This is a genomic window from Rhabdothermincola sp. (genome assembly GCF_036846205.1).
In the GTDB taxonomy this organism is placed as follows: Bacteria; Actinomycetota; Acidimicrobiia; order Acidimicrobiales; family Acidimicrobilacustridaceae; genus Rhabdothermincola.
In genome coordinates this window covers 31196-48567 of record NZ_DAIUCK010000008.1, presented here as the reverse complement: position 1 = coordinate 48567, position 17372 = coordinate 31196, and the positions used below count along the sequence as shown (strand labels likewise).

Annotated in this window: 16 protein-coding genes; 10 read left to right on the top strand and 6 right to left on the bottom strand. The window is 70.6% G+C overall.

The features are described from left to right. Positions 1-1170: S1C family serine protease (locus tag V7004_RS02520; protein ID WP_334141837.1), on the top strand; the 1170-nt coding region annotated here is incomplete at its 5' end. Between the two features lie 3 nt (positions 1171-1173). On the opposite strand, the gene V7004_RS02515 is transcribed toward V7004_RS02520, so the two are convergent. The 4 genes from V7004_RS02515 to V7004_RS02500 form a co-directional block, all read right to left on the bottom strand. After that, entirely contained in the window at positions 1174-1812 is a 639-nt protein-coding gene (locus tag V7004_RS02515; RefSeq protein ID WP_334141835.1) for an LON peptidase substrate-binding domain-containing protein, read from the bottom strand. Between the two features lie 36 nt (positions 1813-1848). Continuing rightward, positions 1849-3297: a D-alanyl-D-alanine carboxypeptidase/D-alanyl-D-alanine endopeptidase gene (gene dacB / locus V7004_RS02510; RefSeq protein WP_334141833.1), complete on the bottom strand. Its 1449-nt coding sequence runs from the start codon at positions 3295-3297 to the stop codon at positions 1849-1851. Between the two features lie 87 nt (positions 3298-3384). Further along, the gene (locus tag V7004_RS02505; protein WP_334141831.1) at positions 3385-4851 is read right to left on the bottom strand and encodes a CoA-binding protein; all 1467 of its coding nucleotides are present in this window, start codon (positions 4849-4851) and stop codon (positions 3385-3387) included. After that, positions 4851-5543: an acetate--CoA ligase family protein gene (locus tag V7004_RS02500; RefSeq protein WP_334141828.1), complete on the bottom strand. Its 693-nt coding sequence runs from the start codon at positions 5541-5543 to the stop codon at positions 4851-4853. The genes V7004_RS02505 and V7004_RS02500 overlap by 1 nt, the downstream gene beginning before the upstream one ends. Before the next feature lie 21 nt (positions 5544-5564). On the opposite strand from V7004_RS02500, the gene V7004_RS02495 reads away from it, so the two are divergent. Then, complete coding sequence (locus tag V7004_RS02495) at positions 5565-6872, top strand: beta-N-acetylglucosaminidase domain-containing protein (protein WP_334141825.1); 1308 nt, start codon at positions 5565-5567, stop codon at positions 6870-6872. Between the two features lie 16 nt (positions 6873-6888). Here the strand turns inward: V7004_RS02495 and V7004_RS02490 are convergent, their stop codons facing one another. Further along, entirely contained in the window at positions 6889-7509 is a 621-nt protein-coding gene (locus tag V7004_RS02490) for a TetR/AcrR family transcriptional regulator (protein ID WP_208028612.1), read from the bottom strand. A gap of 71 nt (positions 7510-7580) precedes the next feature. Here V7004_RS02490 and V7004_RS02485 point away from each other — a divergent pair, with 71 nt between their 5' ends. The 6 genes from V7004_RS02485 to V7004_RS02460 all read left to right on the top strand — a co-directional run bounded on the left by V7004_RS02485 (position 7581) and on the right by V7004_RS02460 (position 15391). Further along, a complete protein-coding gene (locus tag V7004_RS02485; RefSeq protein WP_334141822.1) occupies positions 7581-7967 on the top strand; it encodes a hypothetical protein in 387 nt (128 codons plus the stop codon). A gap of 98 nt (positions 7968-8065) precedes the next feature. Then, positions 8066-10063, top strand: a complete 1998-nt coding sequence (gene tkt / locus V7004_RS02480; protein WP_334141820.1) for a transketolase — start codon at positions 8066-8068, stop codon at positions 10061-10063. Positions 10064-10136: 73 nt separating this feature from the next. Continuing rightward, entirely contained in the window at positions 10137-11234 is a 1098-nt protein-coding gene (gene tal / locus V7004_RS02475) for a transaldolase (protein ID WP_334141817.1), read from the top strand. Positions 11235-11262: 28 nt separating this feature from the next. Then, positions 11263-11946: a 6-phosphogluconolactonase gene (gene pgl, locus V7004_RS02470; protein ID WP_334141815.1), complete on the top strand. Its 684-nt coding sequence runs from the start codon at positions 11263-11265 to the stop codon at positions 11944-11946. A gap of 54 nt (positions 11947-12000) precedes the next feature. Next, positions 12001-14346 (top strand): 5-amino-6-(D-ribitylamino)uracil--L-tyrosine 4-hydroxyphenyl transferase CofH, encoded by a 2346-nt coding sequence (gene cofH, locus V7004_RS02465; RefSeq protein ID WP_334141813.1) that lies wholly within the window; start codon positions 12001-12003, stop codon positions 14344-14346. A 1-nt stretch (position 14347) separates the two neighbouring features. Beyond that, complete coding sequence (locus V7004_RS02460; RefSeq protein WP_334141811.1) at positions 14348-15391, top strand: LOG family protein; 1044 nt, start codon at positions 14348-14350, stop codon at positions 15389-15391. Positions 15392-15410: 19 nt separating this feature from the next. Here V7004_RS02460 and V7004_RS02455 read toward each other — a convergent pair whose 3' ends face one another. Beyond that, positions 15411-15611, bottom strand: coding sequence for a hypothetical protein (locus V7004_RS02455; protein WP_334141809.1), 201 nt, complete (start codon positions 15609-15611; stop codon positions 15411-15413). A 77-nt stretch (positions 15612-15688) separates the two neighbouring features. On the opposite strand from V7004_RS02455, the gene V7004_RS02450 reads away from it, so the two are divergent. Continuing rightward, positions 15689-16411 carry a hypothetical protein gene (locus V7004_RS02450; protein WP_334141807.1) on the top strand — a complete coding sequence of 241 codons (723 nt, stop codon included), beginning with the start codon at positions 15689-15691 and terminating at the stop codon, positions 16409-16411. Positions 16412-16481: 70 nt separating this feature from the next. Next, a complete protein-coding gene (locus V7004_RS02445) occupies positions 16482-17366 on the top strand; it encodes an AAA family ATPase (protein ID WP_334141804.1) in 885 nt (294 codons plus the stop codon). The last annotated feature ends 6 nt before the right edge of the window (positions 17367-17372 follow it).

The window sequence follows — 17372 nt, the reverse complement described above, 5'->3', positions numbered from 1 at the left end:
CCGGTTCCTGCTGCGCCCAGGGCGGTTGCAGCCGCCGTTCCGACGGCGGAAGCCCCCGGCGAGCGAGGCCCCCAGCCGTCCCCCGGGCCGCACCCGCCGCGAACACCCGGTGGGACCACGCCCAGATTCGGCCCGAACTGGCTGCTCATCGGCGGCGTCGCCGTCCTCCTCGCCGCCCTGGTGGCGGGCATCGCGATGGTGGGGGGAGGCGGCGACCGCGGCGATGACGCCACTGACCTCGCCGAGGGCACCACGACCACCGCAGCGGTCACGTCCTTCCCGCCGCCGCCGGCGATCGAGGTTCCCCCGGGCGGCTTCACCGCCGAGCAGATCGCCGTTCACTTCGGGGATGCCGTGTGGCGGGTGGAGGCCTCCGGTTGCGGGGTGGAGACCGGCGGGAGCGGGTTCGCGATCAGCCCGCGCCACGTGGTCACGAACTGGCACGTGGTGGTCGGTGACACGGAGCCGGAGCTGGTCTCCCGCAACGGCGAGCGCATCCCAGGGCATGTCGTGGGCATGACCAAGAGCCCTGACGTGGCGCTGATCGTGGTCGACCAGCCGCTGAGCTCGTATCTCGCGTGGGCGGACACCTCGACCCTCGTCGAGGGCCAGCCGCTCGTCGCGCTCGGCTATCCCCGCCCTCTGCGCACCTTCACGGTCACCGAGCTGAGCATCATGAGCTTCGACCGGAGCGGGGAGCGGCGCATCGGCATGTCGGTCGACGGCCGCATCGACCGTGGCAACAGCGGAGGGCCGTCGTTGACCACCGACGGCAAGGTGGCGGGTATCAACACCGCGGTGAACATCAACCAGGGCGCTGCGCTCGGCGCGCTCAGCAGGGGAGGGTTCCAGGTGGTGCCCTACCTGGAGACCTACGAGGGGGTCAAGGCGTCGCTCGACTCGTTCCTGGCGGACACCTCCGGCAAGACCGTGCCCCCCGACTGTGCGAAGCTCGATCCACGCAAGGCCAGGTCCTACGGCGACAACGCTCAGCTCGACGAGCTGTGGGAGCTGTGCGATGCCGGCAACTCGTACGCCTGTGACCTGCTCGTGCAGGAATCGGCGCCCACCTCGGACTACTACCAGTTCGGGGTGACCTGCGGCGCCCGCATGCCGGTCGCGGGCTACTGCCTGGCCCGGTGGGGGCCGCAGCTCCCGCCCAGGGGTTGAGGCTCAGCCCGGCCCACCGTCGCCGTCGAGGCGCATGCCGGCGAGGAGCACCTCGCGGGCTTCGTCCAGCAGGCCGATGAGCAGCTCGACGCGAGCCTGCGTGGACGGTGCCGACAGCAAACGGTACTGATCAACAGGCCCCAAGGGCGAGAGCGCACAGAGCCGGTAGCTGGCCAGGATCGGGTCGTCAGGCACCTCGAGCTCCACGGGGATCCCGCGACCTCCCGCCTCGGAGAACGCCGCGAGGAGGCGCCGCAGGCTCGCCGCAGCGGAGGCCACCAGCGAGGGCAGCGCTGCGGATGGCGCTGGATCGGGCCACGGCTCGACCTCCGCTCTCGGATAGGGGTCGTCGGTGAGCCACCGGACGACCCGCAGGCGCTCGATCCCGACGCCCAGCAGGGTCCAGCGCCCGTCGGCCAGCTGCACCGGCTCGACGATGGCGGCGCGGGTACCCACCGACGCCCGGACGTCGCCACCGCCGACCTCGCTCCCCCGCTCGATGAGCACGACACCGAAGCCCTCCTGCTCCGCGAGGCAGTCGCGCATCATCCGGCGGTAACGAGGTTCGAAGACCTGCAGGGGCACCGCCCCCGTGGGCTGGAGGACCGTGCCGAGCGGGAACATCGGCAGGACGGGCACCATCGCGCAGCCTATGCCGGGGTCGAGACCCGGTGGGCCTCAGGTGCCGACCGGGCGCGGGGCCAGGTGCTCGACCGGTGGACCGCCCGGAGCGGTGACCAGGGCGGTGGCCAGCTCGTCGAGCGGCAGGAGCCCTCGCGGTTGGTCCGGGCCGTTGATCACGTAGGCGAAGGTCAGGGTGGCGCCGCTGTCGGTCTCGACGAACCCCGCGAGCGCGTTCACCTCGGCGAGGGTGCCGGTCTTGGCCCGCACTCGCCCCTCGGCCGGGGTATCGCGCATCCGCTTGCGCAGCGTGCCGCTGCGGCCGGCCACCGGGAGGCTCCGGCCGAGGACGCTGTCGGGCCCGGCCCGGTCGAGGGCCGCCACCAGCAGGCTGCACGTCACCCGGTCCTGGGGGTCGAGCCCTGAGCCGTCGCGCAGCTCGATGCCCGCCGCCGGCAGGCCCAGCTGCGCGAGCTCGGTGGCGATGGCGTCGAGCCCGGCTCGGGTGGTGCCCTCCCCCCGGGTCGCGACGCCCAACTCCTTGACCAGGAGCTCCGCGGTGGTGTTGTCGCTGTCGGCGATCATCTCGCCCACCAGATCCCAGACCGGCGGGGACTCCAGGGTGGCGATGACGGTTGCACCGGCCGGCGCCGAGCCGATCGACGGCGCGCCCGCCACCCGGACGCCTCGATCCTCGAGCAGGGTGCGCAGCGTCTCGGCCGCGAGCAAGGCGGGCTCCCCCGGTCTGCGGAACCGAGCGGGCTCGTTCGGTGCCAGCGACAGCCCGGTCGAGCCGTCGTTGACCATCAGCGCGCTGAGCGGGCCGACGTAGCCTTCCCGCTGGTAGCGCTGGGGCCACGTGGGGATCCAGCGCTCCTGGTCGTAGCGTGACTCGTCCCCGACGATGCCACCGCGGATCTCACGCACACCGGCGGCCGCGATCCGGTCGGCCAGCTGACCGAAGTCGTTCGAGAGCTGGCCGGGGTTCTCGAAGGTGACCTTGTAGCCATCAGTGGTGAGCAGCGGATCGCCGCCGCCGATCAGGTACAGGTCGCCGTCGATCACGCCGTCGCGGGGGGCCTGGCGCGCCTGGACGGTGGTCGTGAGGTGGCTGCCGGGATCGAGGGTCTCGAGCGCAGCCACACCCGTGAGCAGCTTGAGGGTGGACGCCGGGACCACCGGCGTGTCGGGGTCCTTCTCCAGCAGCACGCGCCCACCAGCGCTGACCACGAGGCAGCTCGAAGGTGGTGCCTCGGCCAGCAACGGCGTCAACGCGTCGTGGAGCCGCTGGCCGGTAATGGCGGCCCGGAGCAGCTCGGGAGCGCGGCGGGCGGACAGTACCGGGGTGGTGAGCCGGGTCCCGGGAGCCTCTGCCGATGAGGCAGCCGCCGCACGATCGGGACCGACCGAGACCGCCTCGCCCGCACAGCCCGCGGCGAGCATCGCACCCACTGCGGCGAGGGCAGCCAAGGCACGGCGCGGCGATCGAGGCGGGTGGTGCGGCATCGGGGGGGAGCCTACGTGCCGTGGATGCGCCGGCCGGCGCATGCCGTCGCTCGCCAGAACCACCCTGCCGGCGGGTGTGGGGTCACCTCAGAGACCCCGGCGGGCCCGCCACCGGGCATGGTGCCAGAGGTGGGCCAGGGCGACCACGGCCCGGTTCGAGGACGGGTAGCAGTACTTGCCGCTCTCCACGACGCCCCGCACCGCGGGATTGTCGGGCGAGCTGATCGACAGCTCGGTGGCCGTGAGAATCGGCTTGCCCAGCTCGTCGGAGAGCGCGCCGGCCGTGGTGGTGTAGCGGTGGTCCTGACGCTCATGGAAGCTCACGATGCGATCGAGCCCGTGGTCGGGGTAGAAGGGCCCCTCCCGCTCGAGCTTGCCCTGATTCCCCTGGATGCCCATCCCGAGCAGGATCACGGCGTCGACCTCGTCGTGGCGGGCCACGGTCGACAGCACCGAGGGAACGGTGTCCTTGGTCTCACCTCCCGCGAGGTCGATGGGGTTGTTGCGACTCCAGCGGGGTGGAAGCTCGGCATCGAGGTCGCGCAGCAGGTCCGGGGGTAGCGTCATCAGATCGAGATCGGTGCGGGCGATCGCATCGGCGGTGACCACGCCCCAACCGCCTGCCGTCGACAGCACCGCTACCTTCGGACCTTTGGGGAGCGGCTGGGTGGCGAAGGTGGCCGCAGCCTCGTAGGCCTCTTCGATCGTGGATGCCCGCACGGCCCCCGCCTGGCGGCACATGCCGTCGAACACCCGGTCATCGGTGGCCAGCGAACCCGTGTGGCTCGCCGCCGCCCGGGCGCCGCCGGCGGTGGCCCCACCTTTCACCAGGACCACGGGAATCTGCTCGCACACCGCGCGGAGCCGTTCGAAGAAGCGGCGGCCGTCCATGACCCCCTCGACATAGGCCAGTGCCACATCGGTCGCCGGGTCCTCGGCGTAGAACTCGAGCACGTCCGCGACCCCCACCTGTGCCGCATTCCCGGCCGAGACCGCACGGCTGACACCGACGCCGCTGTGGATGGCGTAATTCATGAACGAGGAGACGAAGTTGCCGGACTGGCTCACGATCCCGATGCGGCCGGGCGGCGGATAGGGCGCCACGATCTGCGCGCACATCGACACCGGCGTGGACACGACGCCCTGCCCGTTGGGCCCCACGAGCAACAGGCCCAGCTCGTTGGCCAGCGCCACCAGCTCGTCCTGGAGGGCACGGCCCTCCTCACCGGCCTCGCCGTAGCCCGCGGAGGCGATGAACGCAGCCTTGATGCCTTTGCTGGCCGCCGTCCGCAGCACCTCGGGGTTGGATGCCGCGGGCGTGCACACGAAGACCAGGTCGGCTTCCCCCGCGGGCACATCGTCCAGCGAGGGCACGGTGGGCCGGCCGAGCACCGCTGAGCCCTCGCGATTGGTGGCGAAGACCTTGCCCTGGTAGCCACAGGCCAGCAGGTTGTGCAGTGCCACGAAGCCGAACTTGCCGGGGTGGGTCGAGGCCCCTGCCACCACCACCCCGCGGGGCTCGAACAGCGCCAGGAACTGCTCGGTCGTCGCCATCAGGCCTGCACCTCGACGAGAGCGTCGACCGCGATCGGGTCACCACCGACGATGAGCACGGGGTTGAGGTCCGCCGACACGATCTCGGGATGGGCCACCGCGGCCCGCGACAGGGCGAGCAGCACGTCGGCCAGCCGCGACCGGTCGACGGGAGGCTCGCCCCGGAACGCATGCAGCAGGGACTGGGTCGTGAGGTCGTCGATCATCTCCTCGGCGTCTTCCCGCTCGATGGGCACCAGCCGGATGGTGGCGTCGGCGATGGCCTCTGCCAGCACGCCGCCGACCCCCAGCATCACCGTCATGCCGAAGTGGGGGTCGCGAGCCAGCCCCGCGATCAGCTCGCGGGTGGCACGCAGCATCGGCGCGACGAGCAGGTCCACCTCCCCGTCGGCAGGCGTCGCCGCCGCCAGCAGCTCGCCGGCTGCTCGACGGACCGCTGCCTCGTCGACCAGGTTCAGCCGGACCAGGTTCCGTTCCGTCTTGTGGGCGATGCGGTCGCCGTTCAGCTTGACCACCACGGGGAAACCGATGTCGATCGCAGCGGCGACCGCGGCCTCCGGGTCCGCGGTGGCCCGTTCCTCCGGGAAGGGGACACCGAAGCGCGCCAGCAACGCTTTCGAGCGGGCTTCGGAGAGGGTGCGGCTGGTGGGTGGTTCGTGTGGCGCGCGGCCACCGGCTGAGGCTGGCGGCATGGGTGCGTACCCTAGCGAGCCATGGGATGGGCGATCCGCGGGCTGATCGAGGGCTTCTACGGCCCGCCCTGGTCGTGGGACGAGCGCCTCGACGTGATGGCGTGGTGTCACGAGCGAGGCATGACCCACTACCTCTACGCCCCCAAGGATGATCCCCTCCATCGGGAGCGCTGGCGCGAGCCGTATTCTTCGGAGGCCCTGGCCGGGTTCGAACGCCTCCTCGAAGCGGGCACGCTCCAGGTCGGGTTCGCGCTGAGCCCCGGACTGTCGATCGACTACGCATCGCCCGACGACCGGGCCGCCCTGCTGGGAAAGCTCGGGCAGTTGACGGCGCTGGGCGTGCGGCTGGTCTGCCTGGCCCTCGACGACATCCCGCCCCGTCCCGGGCTGGGAGACGAGCATGCCGGGATCACGCGGTGGTTACGGGAGGAGCTCGACGCTGACGTCACCCTGGTGCTGGTGCCCACCGAGTACACCGGCACCACCTCCACGCCGTACCTGGATGCCCTCGCCACAGGGGTCCCCCTCGAGGTCCCGATCGCCTGGACCGGCGCCACCGTGGTGTGCGACGAGATCACCGCCGGCGACGCGCGGGCCCGGGCCGCGGCCCTCGGTGACCGGCCGCCACTCGTCTGGGACAACTACCCGGTCAACGACGCGCTGATGGCCGATCGCCTTTTCCTCGGGCCGCTCCGGGGCCGGGATCCGGCGCTGTCGTCCGCGTGTGCGGGGTACGTCGCCAACCCGATGGTCCAGCCGGTCGCCTCGAAGCTGCCTCTGTCGTCGGTGGCGGCGTTCCTGCGGGGCGATGACCCGACCGCGGCGTGGGAACAGGATGCGGCTGCGCTGGGGATCCGGGGGTTCGCGGCGGCGTGCGACGGGGTGGAGCCCTGGCAGCTCACCCGGGCGGTCGTGAGCTCCTTCGGGACGGCACGGCAGGAGGCGATGGCCCGGCTGCGAGCGTGGATCGACCAGGCGGTCGACGTGGAGGCGGCGCCCGATGAGAAGCTCCTGGCGGAGATCACCCCCTGGCTCACCCAGCTGCGGGCCGAGCGGGAGGCGGTGCGGGTCGCGCTGCGGGTGCTCGCCGCGCTCGACGCGGGGGATCTGACGAAGGCCACCGACCAGGGGCTGGCCCTCCTCTATTTCTGGCCACCCCTGCGCCGGGCGGCCCATTCGGTGATGGGCCCGCGCTGCAGCGTCCGCCCGGTGCTGGGACAGTGGCCCGACGGCACGTGGCGCTACTGCGCCGACAGTGTGGTGGAGGACCGGAACGCCACCGACGCGCTCGTGCGCTTCGCGCTGGCGTCGCTCGCCGAGGCGGGCTGAAGGGCCAGGCGGCGGCTCACGGCTCGAGCGCAGCCCGCATGAACGCCCTCAGGTGCTCGAGGCGCTGCTGGAGCACCTCGGGGGCCATCGGGTCCCGGCCGAGCAGGCCCTCGATGAAGGGCCGGTCACCGAAGTAGCTCAACAGCGCGCCGTACCCGGTCAGGAGGAGCTGCTCCGGGTCGAACCGGCGGAAGGTGCCGGCATCCATCTCCCGCTCGAAGTACCCGACCGCCCGTTCGAACAGGGGCCTGAGCATGACCCCGAGGTCCACCCCCAGCCGTTCCCCGCCGTCGAGCGCCTCCCGCCTCACGATGCGGACGAACTCCGGGTTGGCGACGAAGAACCGGAAGCCCGCGGTCAGCACCTGGTCGACCCGGGCCCAACCCGTGAGCGCGTCGTGCGCAGGACCGGTGGCCTCGTCGACCCGGGCCATCCACTCGCTCAGAGCGTCCTCGAAGACCTGGCGGTAGATGGCATCCTTGGACGGGAAGTGGTGCAGCACGCTGGAGCGGCGGATGCCGACGGCCTCCGCGATGTCGTTGAGCGAGGTGCCGTCGTAGCCGTGCTCGGCGAAACAGTGCCGGGCGGCGAGCAGGATCGAGTCCCGCGTCGATGTCGTGGATTCCTCGACGGCCACGCTGCCAGGGTAGTGACCGGCGGGCGGCCGAGCCGGTTCCGTGTGCCGGATCGCACGGCTAGCTTGCGCCCGTGCACATCCTCGCCGCCCTCTTCATCGACGGGATCGACGTCCGGCAGGTCCCCGGGCCCTCGACGCGTATCGACCTCACCGGCGTGGGCTTCTCGGCCCCGGCACCCGCTGCGCTCCCGGTGACCATCGAGCCCCACCTGGTGGTGATCGTCCACTGCCCGCCGGACCATCGGGGCACCGCGGCGCTCGAGGTCGTGTACCGGCGCGACGGCGAACAGGTGGCGCGCAACGTCCAACCCCTCGAGGTCGAACCGGGACGGTTCACCTACCGGCTGGTGCGGGCGGAGCTCACCTTCGAGGCCTTCGGGACGGTGGAGGCGCACTGCCGCATCGACCTCGGGCCCGCGACGGTGGTGCCCTTCACCCTCCTACCGCCGGTCGGCTGACCGCCGATGAGAGGAGTCCCTCGCATCACGGCGCACCCGGCGTCGGAGCTGCCGGGTGCCCTTGGCTAGGGTGGCCACAGCCATCCGAGGGAGGGACCGTGACCGACGCCGAGCTCCGGCAGCGAAGCATCAACGTGATCCGCGGGCTGGCGATGGACGCCCCCCAAGCCGCGAACTCGGGTCATCCGGGCACGGCGATGGCCCTGGCACCGCTGGCGTACACCCTCTGGGCGCGGGTCATGCGCTACGACGCCGCGGCACCCGATTGGCCCAACCGTGACCGCTTCGTCCTCTCGGCCGGCCACGCGTCGATCCTGCTGTACTCGATGCTCTATCTCACCGGCCACGGGCTGCAGCTCGACGACATCGCGGCGTTCCGGCAGTGGGGCTCCCGCACCCCGGGCCATCCGGAGGTCCACCACACGCCCGGGGTGGAGGTCACGACAGGTCCCCTGGGCCAAGGCTTCGCCAACGCGGTCGGGATGGCCCTGGCCGAGCACATGCTGCGTGCCCGGTTCGGCGAGCAGCTCTTCGATCACCACACCTTCGTCATCGCCAGCGACGGCGACCTGGAAGAGGGCATCAGCCACGAGGCGGCCTCGCTGGCCGGGCACCTCGGCCTGGGCAAGCTCGTCGTGGTCTACGACGACAACCACATCAGCATCGACGGGCCGACCGAGCTGGCCTTCTCCGACGACACGGCGGCCCGGTTCGCCGCCTACGGCTGGCACGTCGACCGCATCGGCGAGGTGGCCAACGACGTCGACGCCCTGGAGGCTGCGCTGCGGCGAGCCATGGTGGTGGAGGATCGGCCGTCCCTGGTGATCCTGCGCAGCCACATCGGCTACCCCTCACCCACCTACACCGACACCGCGCACGCCCACGGCAGCCCGCTCGGCGAAGACGAGGTGCGGGCCACCAAGGAGATCCTCGGGCTGCCGCCCGAGGAGCGCTTCTGGGTGCCCGACGACGTGCTCGCGCACCTCCGTGAGGTCGGTCAGCGTGGCCGCACCGAGCGGGAGTCGTGGGAGCAGACCTGGTCCAGCTGGCCGGAGCACCGGGAGGAGATCGAGGCCTGCCTGCAGGGCCGGGGCCTTCCCGGGTGGGAGGCCAAGCTGCCGACCTGGCAGCCCGGCGAGAAGGTGGCCACCCGCAATGCGGGCAAGGCGTGCCTCGACGCGGTCCTCGACGTCGTCCCCGGCCTCGTGGGGGGCGGCGCGGACCTGACCGGGAACACCGGCACCGAGATGCCGCCCGAGGCCGGGACCTTCTCCCGCACCGACCGGGCCGGGCGCCAGATCCACTTCGGGGTCCGCGAGCACGGGATGGGGGGGATCATGAACGGCATGGCCCTCCACGGCGGGTTGATCCCTGTGGGGGGCACGTTCTTCGTCTTCAGCGACTACATGCGTCCCTCCGTCCGCCTCGCCGCGCTCTCGCGGGCAAAGGTGATCTACTCCTGGTCCCATGACTCGGTGGGACTCGGCGAGGACGGCCCCACCCACCAGCCCATCGAGCAGCTGGCGGCGATGCGGGCGATGCCCGGGCTCCGGGTGATCCGCCCCGCGGACGCCAACGAGACCGCCATGGCCTACCGGGTGGCCATCGACAGTGAGGGTCCGACCGCGCTCGTCCTCAGCCGCCAGAACCTTCCGGTTCTTGAGGGCACGGCGGGCAACGCCGGGGTGGCGAAGGGCGCGTACGTGCTGCGCGACGTCGACGACCCGGCCGTGATCCTCATCGGCACGGGGAGCGAGGTGGCCGTCGCGCTGGCCGCGGCCGACCAGCTCCGAACTGGCGGGATCGCCGCTCGGGTGGTCTCCATGCCCTCATGGGACCTGTTCGCTGCGCAGCCGGTCGCCTACCGCCGCCAGGTGCTCCCTCCAGAGCTGCCAAAGGTGTCCGTGGAAGCGGCGTCCACCTTCGGGTGGGAGCGCTACGCCGACCGTTCCGTGGGTATCGACTCCTTCGGAGCCAGTGCCCCCGGGCCGGTGGTCCTGGAGCAACTCGGCATCACCCCCGAGCGGGTCGCGGCAGCGGCCCGGGAGCTGCTCGGCCGTACCGCTCCGGTCGGCGAAGATCAGCGGCCGAGGTGACGGCGAGCCGGGCGCACACAGGGCAGACTGGCACCGGCCACCGGCGCAGGCGGGCCCCGAGGAAGGAAGCGACGTGAGCACGAGACTGCAGCAGCTCCACGATGAGCAGGGACAGAGCCCGTGGCTCGACAACCTCAAGCGTGGCTGGATCACCAGCGGCGAGCTCGAGCGGTGGGTCGAGCGGGGCGTGCGTGGGATCACCTCGAATCCGAGCATCTTCCAGAAGGCGATCGAGAGCTCCGATGCCTACGACGCCCAGTACCGGGAGCTGATCGAGAGCGGGGCGTCGGTCGAGAGCAGCTACTGGGATCTCGTCACGGATGACATCCGGCGGGCGCTGGCGATCCTCCGACCGGTCTATGACGACAGCGACGGCGTCGACGGCTTCGTCTCCGTCGAGGTCGACCCCGGCCTGGCCCGAGACACGACCGCCACGATCGAGGCCGCCCGCCACCTCCACACGACGATCGCCCAGCCCAACCTCTACGTGAAGATCCCGGGGACCGCGGAGGGCCTTCCCGCCATCCAGCAGATGATCACCGAAGGGCGCAACATCAACGTGACCCTGCTGTTCTCGGTCGACCGCTACGCGGAGGTCATCGAGGCGTACCTTTCGGGCCTCGAGGCCTGCGAGGGTGACCTCTCCCGGGTGTCCTCGGTGGCGTCGTTCTTCGTCAGCCGGGTGGACACCGAGATCGACCGCCGCTTGGAGGCCATCGGCTCACCGGAGGCGCTGGCCCTGCGGGGAAAGGTGGCGATCGCCAACGCCAAGTTGGCCTACGAACGTTTTGTCAGCGCGTTCTCCGGTCCCCGGTGGGAGGCGCTGGCCGCTCGGGGCGCTCGTCCACAACGCCCGTTGTGGGCGTCGACGTCGACCAAGAACCCAGCATACTCCGACGTGCTCTACGTCGACGAGCTCATCGGTCCCGGCACGGTCAACACCATGCCGGATCAGACCCTCGAGGCGTTCCTCGACCATGGCACGGTGCGGCGGACCATCGACGAGGACCTGGCCGGCGCACACGCCACGATCGCCACCCTGGCGGAGGTCGGGGTCGATCTCGCCGACGTCACCCACACTCTCGAAGACGAGGGTGTGGCCGCGTTCAGCAAGTCCTTCGCGGATCTGATCGCCACGCTCGAAGCCAAGGCCGGGACCTTCGCACGCTGAGGACTACGGAGCCGGACGACGGGGCACCATGAACAACGGCTCCCTCTACGTGGTCGACGACGTCCCCGGCGAGTTCGCCGAACGGGTCATCGAGGCGTTCCATGCCCGGCCCGGCGAGACGTTCTCGATCGCCCTCTCGGGCGGTGAGACCGCGCGGCGCTGCTACGAACGCCTGGCGGCCGTCGGCGACACGCAGATCGACTGGTGGAAGGTCGACGTGTACTGGGGTGACGAGCGGTGCGTCCCGCTCGACGACGAGGCGTCCAACTACCGCCTGGCTCGTGAGGCCCTCCTCGATCGGGTCGGCGCGGCCAACGCCACCTACCCCATGCGCTGCGACGAGGGCCCGGACCCGTACCAGCTGCGGGTGGGTGAGCTGGGCCGCTTCGACCTCGTGCATCTGGGGTTGGGCCCGGATGGCCACACGGCCTCCCTGTTCCCCGGCTCGCCCGCACTGGAGGCCGACCCCGGGCGCCTGGTGGCGATGAACGACGATCCCTCCGGTCGCAATCCCTATCGACGGATGACCCTGACCTACGCGGGCATCGCCCGCGCTCGACTCGTCCTCTTCACGGTGGAGGGCGAGGGCAAGCGCGACGCCCTCCACCGGGTGATGGCTGGCGATCCGGCCGCGCCGGCGAGTGCCGTACGGGCGGAGCGAGTGGTGTGGCTCGCGGATCGTGGCGCCGCCGGTGACCTGACGGGTGACTGACCCGATGGTCTACCGAGGTCTCCCCACGCCGAGCTGCCGGTAGTGTCACCCGTCATGACCGATGAGCTTCTCCGTCTTCCCCTCGGCGAGCTCATGCGTCGGGCCCGAGCGGTTCGCGATGCCACCACCGGCACCAGGCTCACCTACTCCCCGAAGGTGTTCATCCCTCTCACGATGCTCTGTCGCGACCGTTGCGGGTACTGCACCTTCGCACAACCTCCGGCACGGCTGGATCGGCCGTATCTCGAGCCCGCGGAGGTGCTGCGCATCGCGCGGGCCGGGGCCAGGGTCGGTTGCCACGAGGCCCTGTTCACCCTCGGCGAGCGACCCGAAGAGCGCTACCAGGTGGCCCGCGACTGGCTCCACCAGCACGGCTACGACTCGACCGTGGCGTACCTGGCGGCGATGTGCGAGCTGGTGGTGGAGGAGGTGGGGCTGCTCCCCCATGCCAACGCCGGGGCGTTGTTCCCCGATGAGCTGGCACTGCTGCGGCGGGTCGCTCCCTCGCAGGGGATGATGATCGAGTCCCTCAACCCGTCGCTCACCTGCCATCGGGGCGCCCCGGACAAAGACCCCGGGCGGCGCTTGGCGACCCTCGAGGCGGCCGGGGAGCTGGCCATCCCGTTCACGACCGGGATCCTCGTAGGTATCGGAGAGTCGCGCTCCGACCGCCTCGCCGCCCTGCGGGCCATCGCCGGAGCGCATCTCCGGCACGGCCACGTGCAGGAGGTGATCGTCCAGAACTTCCTGCCCAAGCCGGGCACCGCCATGCAGGCCGCGCCCGCCTGCCCCACGGAGGAGTACCTCGAGACCATCGCCCTGGCCCGCCTCGTGCTGCCTTCCGACGTGCGGGTCCAGGCACCCCCCAACCTCTCCGACGATCTCGGCGCCCTGATCGAGGCTGGCATCGACGACTGGGGTGGCGTCTCGCCGGTCACCGCGGATCACGTCAACCCGGAGCGCCCCTGGCCTGCGCTCGATCACCTTCGCCGGGCCACCGAAGAGCGCGGGTTCGCCCTCGCGCCCCGTCTCACCGTGCACCCCCGGTTCGTGGCGGAGCCGGAGCGGTGGTTGGACGAGCGGCTGCGGTTCGCGGTCCTCGACCGCTCCGATGCCGAAGGGCTCGCACGCGACGACCCGGGCTCCCTCTTCGTGCAACGCATCGCCCCGGCACAGCCTGAGCAGGTCGATGATGGGGTGGAGGTTGTGCACCTCGGCGAGCGCAGCACCGCCTGGTGTGCGGGGGCCAGCCTCGCTCCCCCGCTGCTGCTGCCCGGCGCGCCGGCGGCCCGTGGTGCCCTCGGCGAGGTCCTCGCCGGGGTGCTGCTCGGTCAGGAGGTCGGCGTCGAGGAGATCGTGACGTTGTTCTCGGCCCGCGGACGCGAGGTGGTGGCCGTCGCCGAGGTCGCCGACCAGCTCAGGCAGGACGCCGTGGGCGACACAGTGACCTTCGTGCGCAACCGGAACATCAACTACACGAACGTGTGCACGTTCAAGTGCCGGTTCTGTGGGTTCTCCAAGGGACCCCTCTCCCTCAACCTCCGGGGTACGCCATACCTGCTCACTCTGGACGACATCGCGGCCCGGGCGGCCGAGGCCCAGGCACTCGGCGCGACCGAGGTCTGCCTGCAGGGCGGCATCCATCCCGACTTCGACGGCGAGTACTACCTCGAGGTGATCAGGGCGGTGGCGGCAGCCGCTCCGGGCATCCACATCCACGGCTTCACCGCGCTCGAGGTCACCGAGGGGGCCCGGCGTCTCGGGGAGCCGTTGCCCGCCTACCTGCGCCGTCTGAAGGAGGCCGGCCTGCGCACGCTCCCGGGAACCGCGGCAGAGATCCTCGACGACGACATCCGGGCGATCATCTGCCCCGACAAGGTCACCACGGACGAATGGCTCGACGTCCATCGTGCGGCCCACGAGGTCGGCCTGCGCTCGAACGTGACGATCATGTTCGGAACGATCGAAAGCCCGCTGCACTGGGCGCGCCATCTCGTGCGAACCCGGGCCCTGCAGCTGGAGACCGGTGGGTTCACCGAGTTCGTCCCTCTCCCGTTCGTCCACATGGCCGCTCCCCTCTACCTGCAACGCCGGTCGCGGCGTGGACCGACGTTCCGGGAGGCGCTGCTCATGCACGCCGTCGGTCGCATCGCCTACCGCGGAGCCATCGACAACGTGCAGGTCTCCTGGGTGAAGCTCGGCCCAGCCGGGGCGGCGCAGGCGTTGCAGGCCGGTGCCAACGACCTGGGCGGGACGCTCATGAACGAGAACATCTCCCGCGCCGCTGGCGCGACACACGGCCAGGGCATGGAGGAGGAGCAGTTCCGGGCCCTGGTGGAGCCGCTGGGCCGCCCGCTGGAACAGCGCACCACCGTGTACGGGCGCGTGGCGGTGGCCTGAGGTGGCACGCCGCGCCCCGTACCGCACCGGTGACCCCTCGCTCGACGCGCGGATCGCGGAACTGCTCGACGAGGCCGGCGTAAGCCGTGACGAAGACCTGGTGTTCGAGATGCTGGTGTCAGCCCTGCGCATCGGCCGGGAATCGGCCAGCCGCGCCGACCTCAAGCTGGTGAACGCCGCGCTCAAGGAGCTGCGGTACTCGTTTCTCGTCTTCGAGCCCTATGCCTCGGTTCCCAAGGTGTCGATCTTCGGCTCGGCTCGCATCCGCAGGGACGACCCTGCCTACGAGGTGGCGATGCGGTTCGGGCGCCAGATGGCCGAGCAGGACTGGATGGTCATCACCGGGGCCGGGCCGGGGATCATGGAAGCCGGCATCGAAGGGGCAGGGGCCGAGCGGGCGTTCGGCGTGAACATCCTGCTGCCCTTCGAGAACGAGCCGACCGCCCTGCTCGCGGGGGATCCGAAGCTCATCAACTACCGGTACTTCTTCACCCGCAAGCTCACGTTCATGAAGGAGTCGAAGGCGTTCGCGCTGCTCCCCGGGGGCTTCGGGACCCTGGACGAGACCTTCGAGCTGCTCACCCTGATGCAGACGGGACGCTCACCCATCTGCCCTGTCGTGCTGATCTCTGCCGAAGGATCGACCTACTGGCAGACGTGGCTGCAGTTCATCGAGAACGAGCTGCTGGGTCCCAGAGCGCTGATCGGCCCCGACGATCTGTGCCTGGTCCGGGTGTGCAGCACCGTCGAGGATGCGGTGGGGGAGATCACCCACTTCTACTCCCGCTACCACTCGATGCGGGTGGTGGGTCGTCGGCTGGTGGTGCGGCTCAGGACTCCGGTCGACGAGCACGAACTGTCTGAGCTCAACGAGCAGTTCGCCGACATCGTGGTCTCGGGGAGGATCGAAGCTGTTGAGACCTCACCCGCCGAGCGGGAGGATGGCGACGTTCCGGACCTGCCACGGATCGCCTTCCAGTTCAACCGGGTCAACTATGCCCGCCTCCGACGGCTGATCGACGCGCTCAACGGCCCGCGGAGCTGATCCTCCCGGGCACGGCAACTCAATCGCTGTCGTCCGGCTCTCGCAGGATCGCGGCAGCCTTCTCGACCGCTCGACGGGCGCGGGTGAGCCGCCGCTCGTCGACCGGCAGCTCCGTGCCGCCGGCGTCGACGCACTCGCGGAGCCGTTCGATCGCCAGGTCCGCCAGCTCCTCGGCGATGACCTCCAGCCGTCCCCGGATCTCGTCGAACTCGCCGGCCATGGCGCATTCCTAGCGCGTCGCGGCCGGCCCGGCGAGGGGTAACCTCACCGTTGCCCTCGAGCCCGACCTGGAGCGTGATGAGCACCCGAGACATCCACGAGTGGTTGTCGTTCGAGTACGCCGGCGAGACGTACCTGTTCGACCTGACCTTTCTGGGGAGCTCCTGGTCGTGTATCTACGGCCGGGGGTGCCCGGGCATCGATGAGGCCCCTGCACCCGAGCTGAGCCTCGGTTGCTGCTCGCACGGGGCCTACTTCACGGACAAGGCGGACCGGAAGCGCACCAAGCAGCTCATTGCCATGCTCGGGGACGACGAATGGCAGTACAAGCCGGTCGCGGAGGAGCTCGGCGGGGCGATCTACAAGAACGAGGACGGGGACTGGGTCACACGGGTCGTGGACGGTGCGTGCATCATGCAGAACCGGGCGGGCTTCGAGGGAGGGCCCGGTTGCGCGCTGCACCTCGCCGCCGTGAAGCGGGGCGAACGCTTCATCGACTGGAAGCCCACCGTGTGCTGGCAAGCTCCTCTCCGCCTCGACTACCACGTCGACGACAACGACCACCTGACGAAGATCCTGCGCGAATGGAAGCGCCGGGACTGGGGTGAGGGGGGCTTCGACTTCCACTGGTGGTGCACCGACGACCCACTCGCGTTCACCGCCCGCGAGCCCGTCTACGTCACTCTTCGGGACGAGATCATCGAGATGGTCGGCGAGGAGCCCTACACCCGACTGGCCGAGCACCTCGAGCAGCAGGAAGACCGTCTGCTCCCCCATCCAGCCCTCAAGAAGCGAGCTTGACCGCCGACAGGTGACGAGCATGCACCAGTTCACGTCTGAGGAGCTTCAGCGGGCCGCCGAGGAGGCGGGGATGATCTTCCCCCCCTACGTGCTCGACCAGTTGGTGGCAGCGATCGACGCCGGCAAGCACGTGATCCTCACGGGCCCTCCGGGGACCGGCAAGACCACCCTGGCGTACCTGGCCGCCGACGTGGCCCGCCGAGCCATGTTCTGCACCGGCTACCTGCCCACCACGGCCACCAGTGAATGGACGACCTTCGAGACCATCGGTGGTCTGCAGCCCACCCCGGACGGGTTGATCTACCGGCCCGGGTTGTTCGTGGAGGCCATCGAGAGCGGCCGGTGGCTCGTGATCGACGAGCTCAACCGGTCGAACTTCGACCGGGCCTTCGGTCAGCTGTTCACCGTGCTGTCCGGTTCGGCCGTGGTGCTGCCCTTCAAGCGCAAGGGCCAACCCGATCCGATCTCCCTCGTGCCCTCAGGCGAGGAGCCACCGGAGAAGACCGACGTGATCCGGGTCCCGGCCAACTGGCGGATCATCGCCACCATGAACGTGTTCGACAAGAACCTGCTGTTCGACATGAGCTACGCGCTCATGCGCCGGTTCGCGTTCATCGAGGTCGGCACCCCCGACGACCAGGCGTACGAGAAGCTGCTCGCTGGCCCCGGCGAGATCGTGACCAAGCTCCTGCCCCTGCGCCGTTTCCAGGACCTCGGTCCCGCCGTGTACCTCGACGCCGCCAAATACGCGGCCCGCCGGGCCAAGGACGGCCCGACCGAGTCGCGGCTCATCTACGAGGTCTTCTACGCGTACTTCCTCCCTCAGTTCGAGGGGATGGAGGACCGGCGGGCCACGACCCTGTACCGCACGGTCGCGCAGCACATGGATCCACCCGAGCAGGCCGAGGTCCAACGCACGATCGGTGAGGTCCTCGGGGTCGAGCTCGCCGTCTGATCGCGA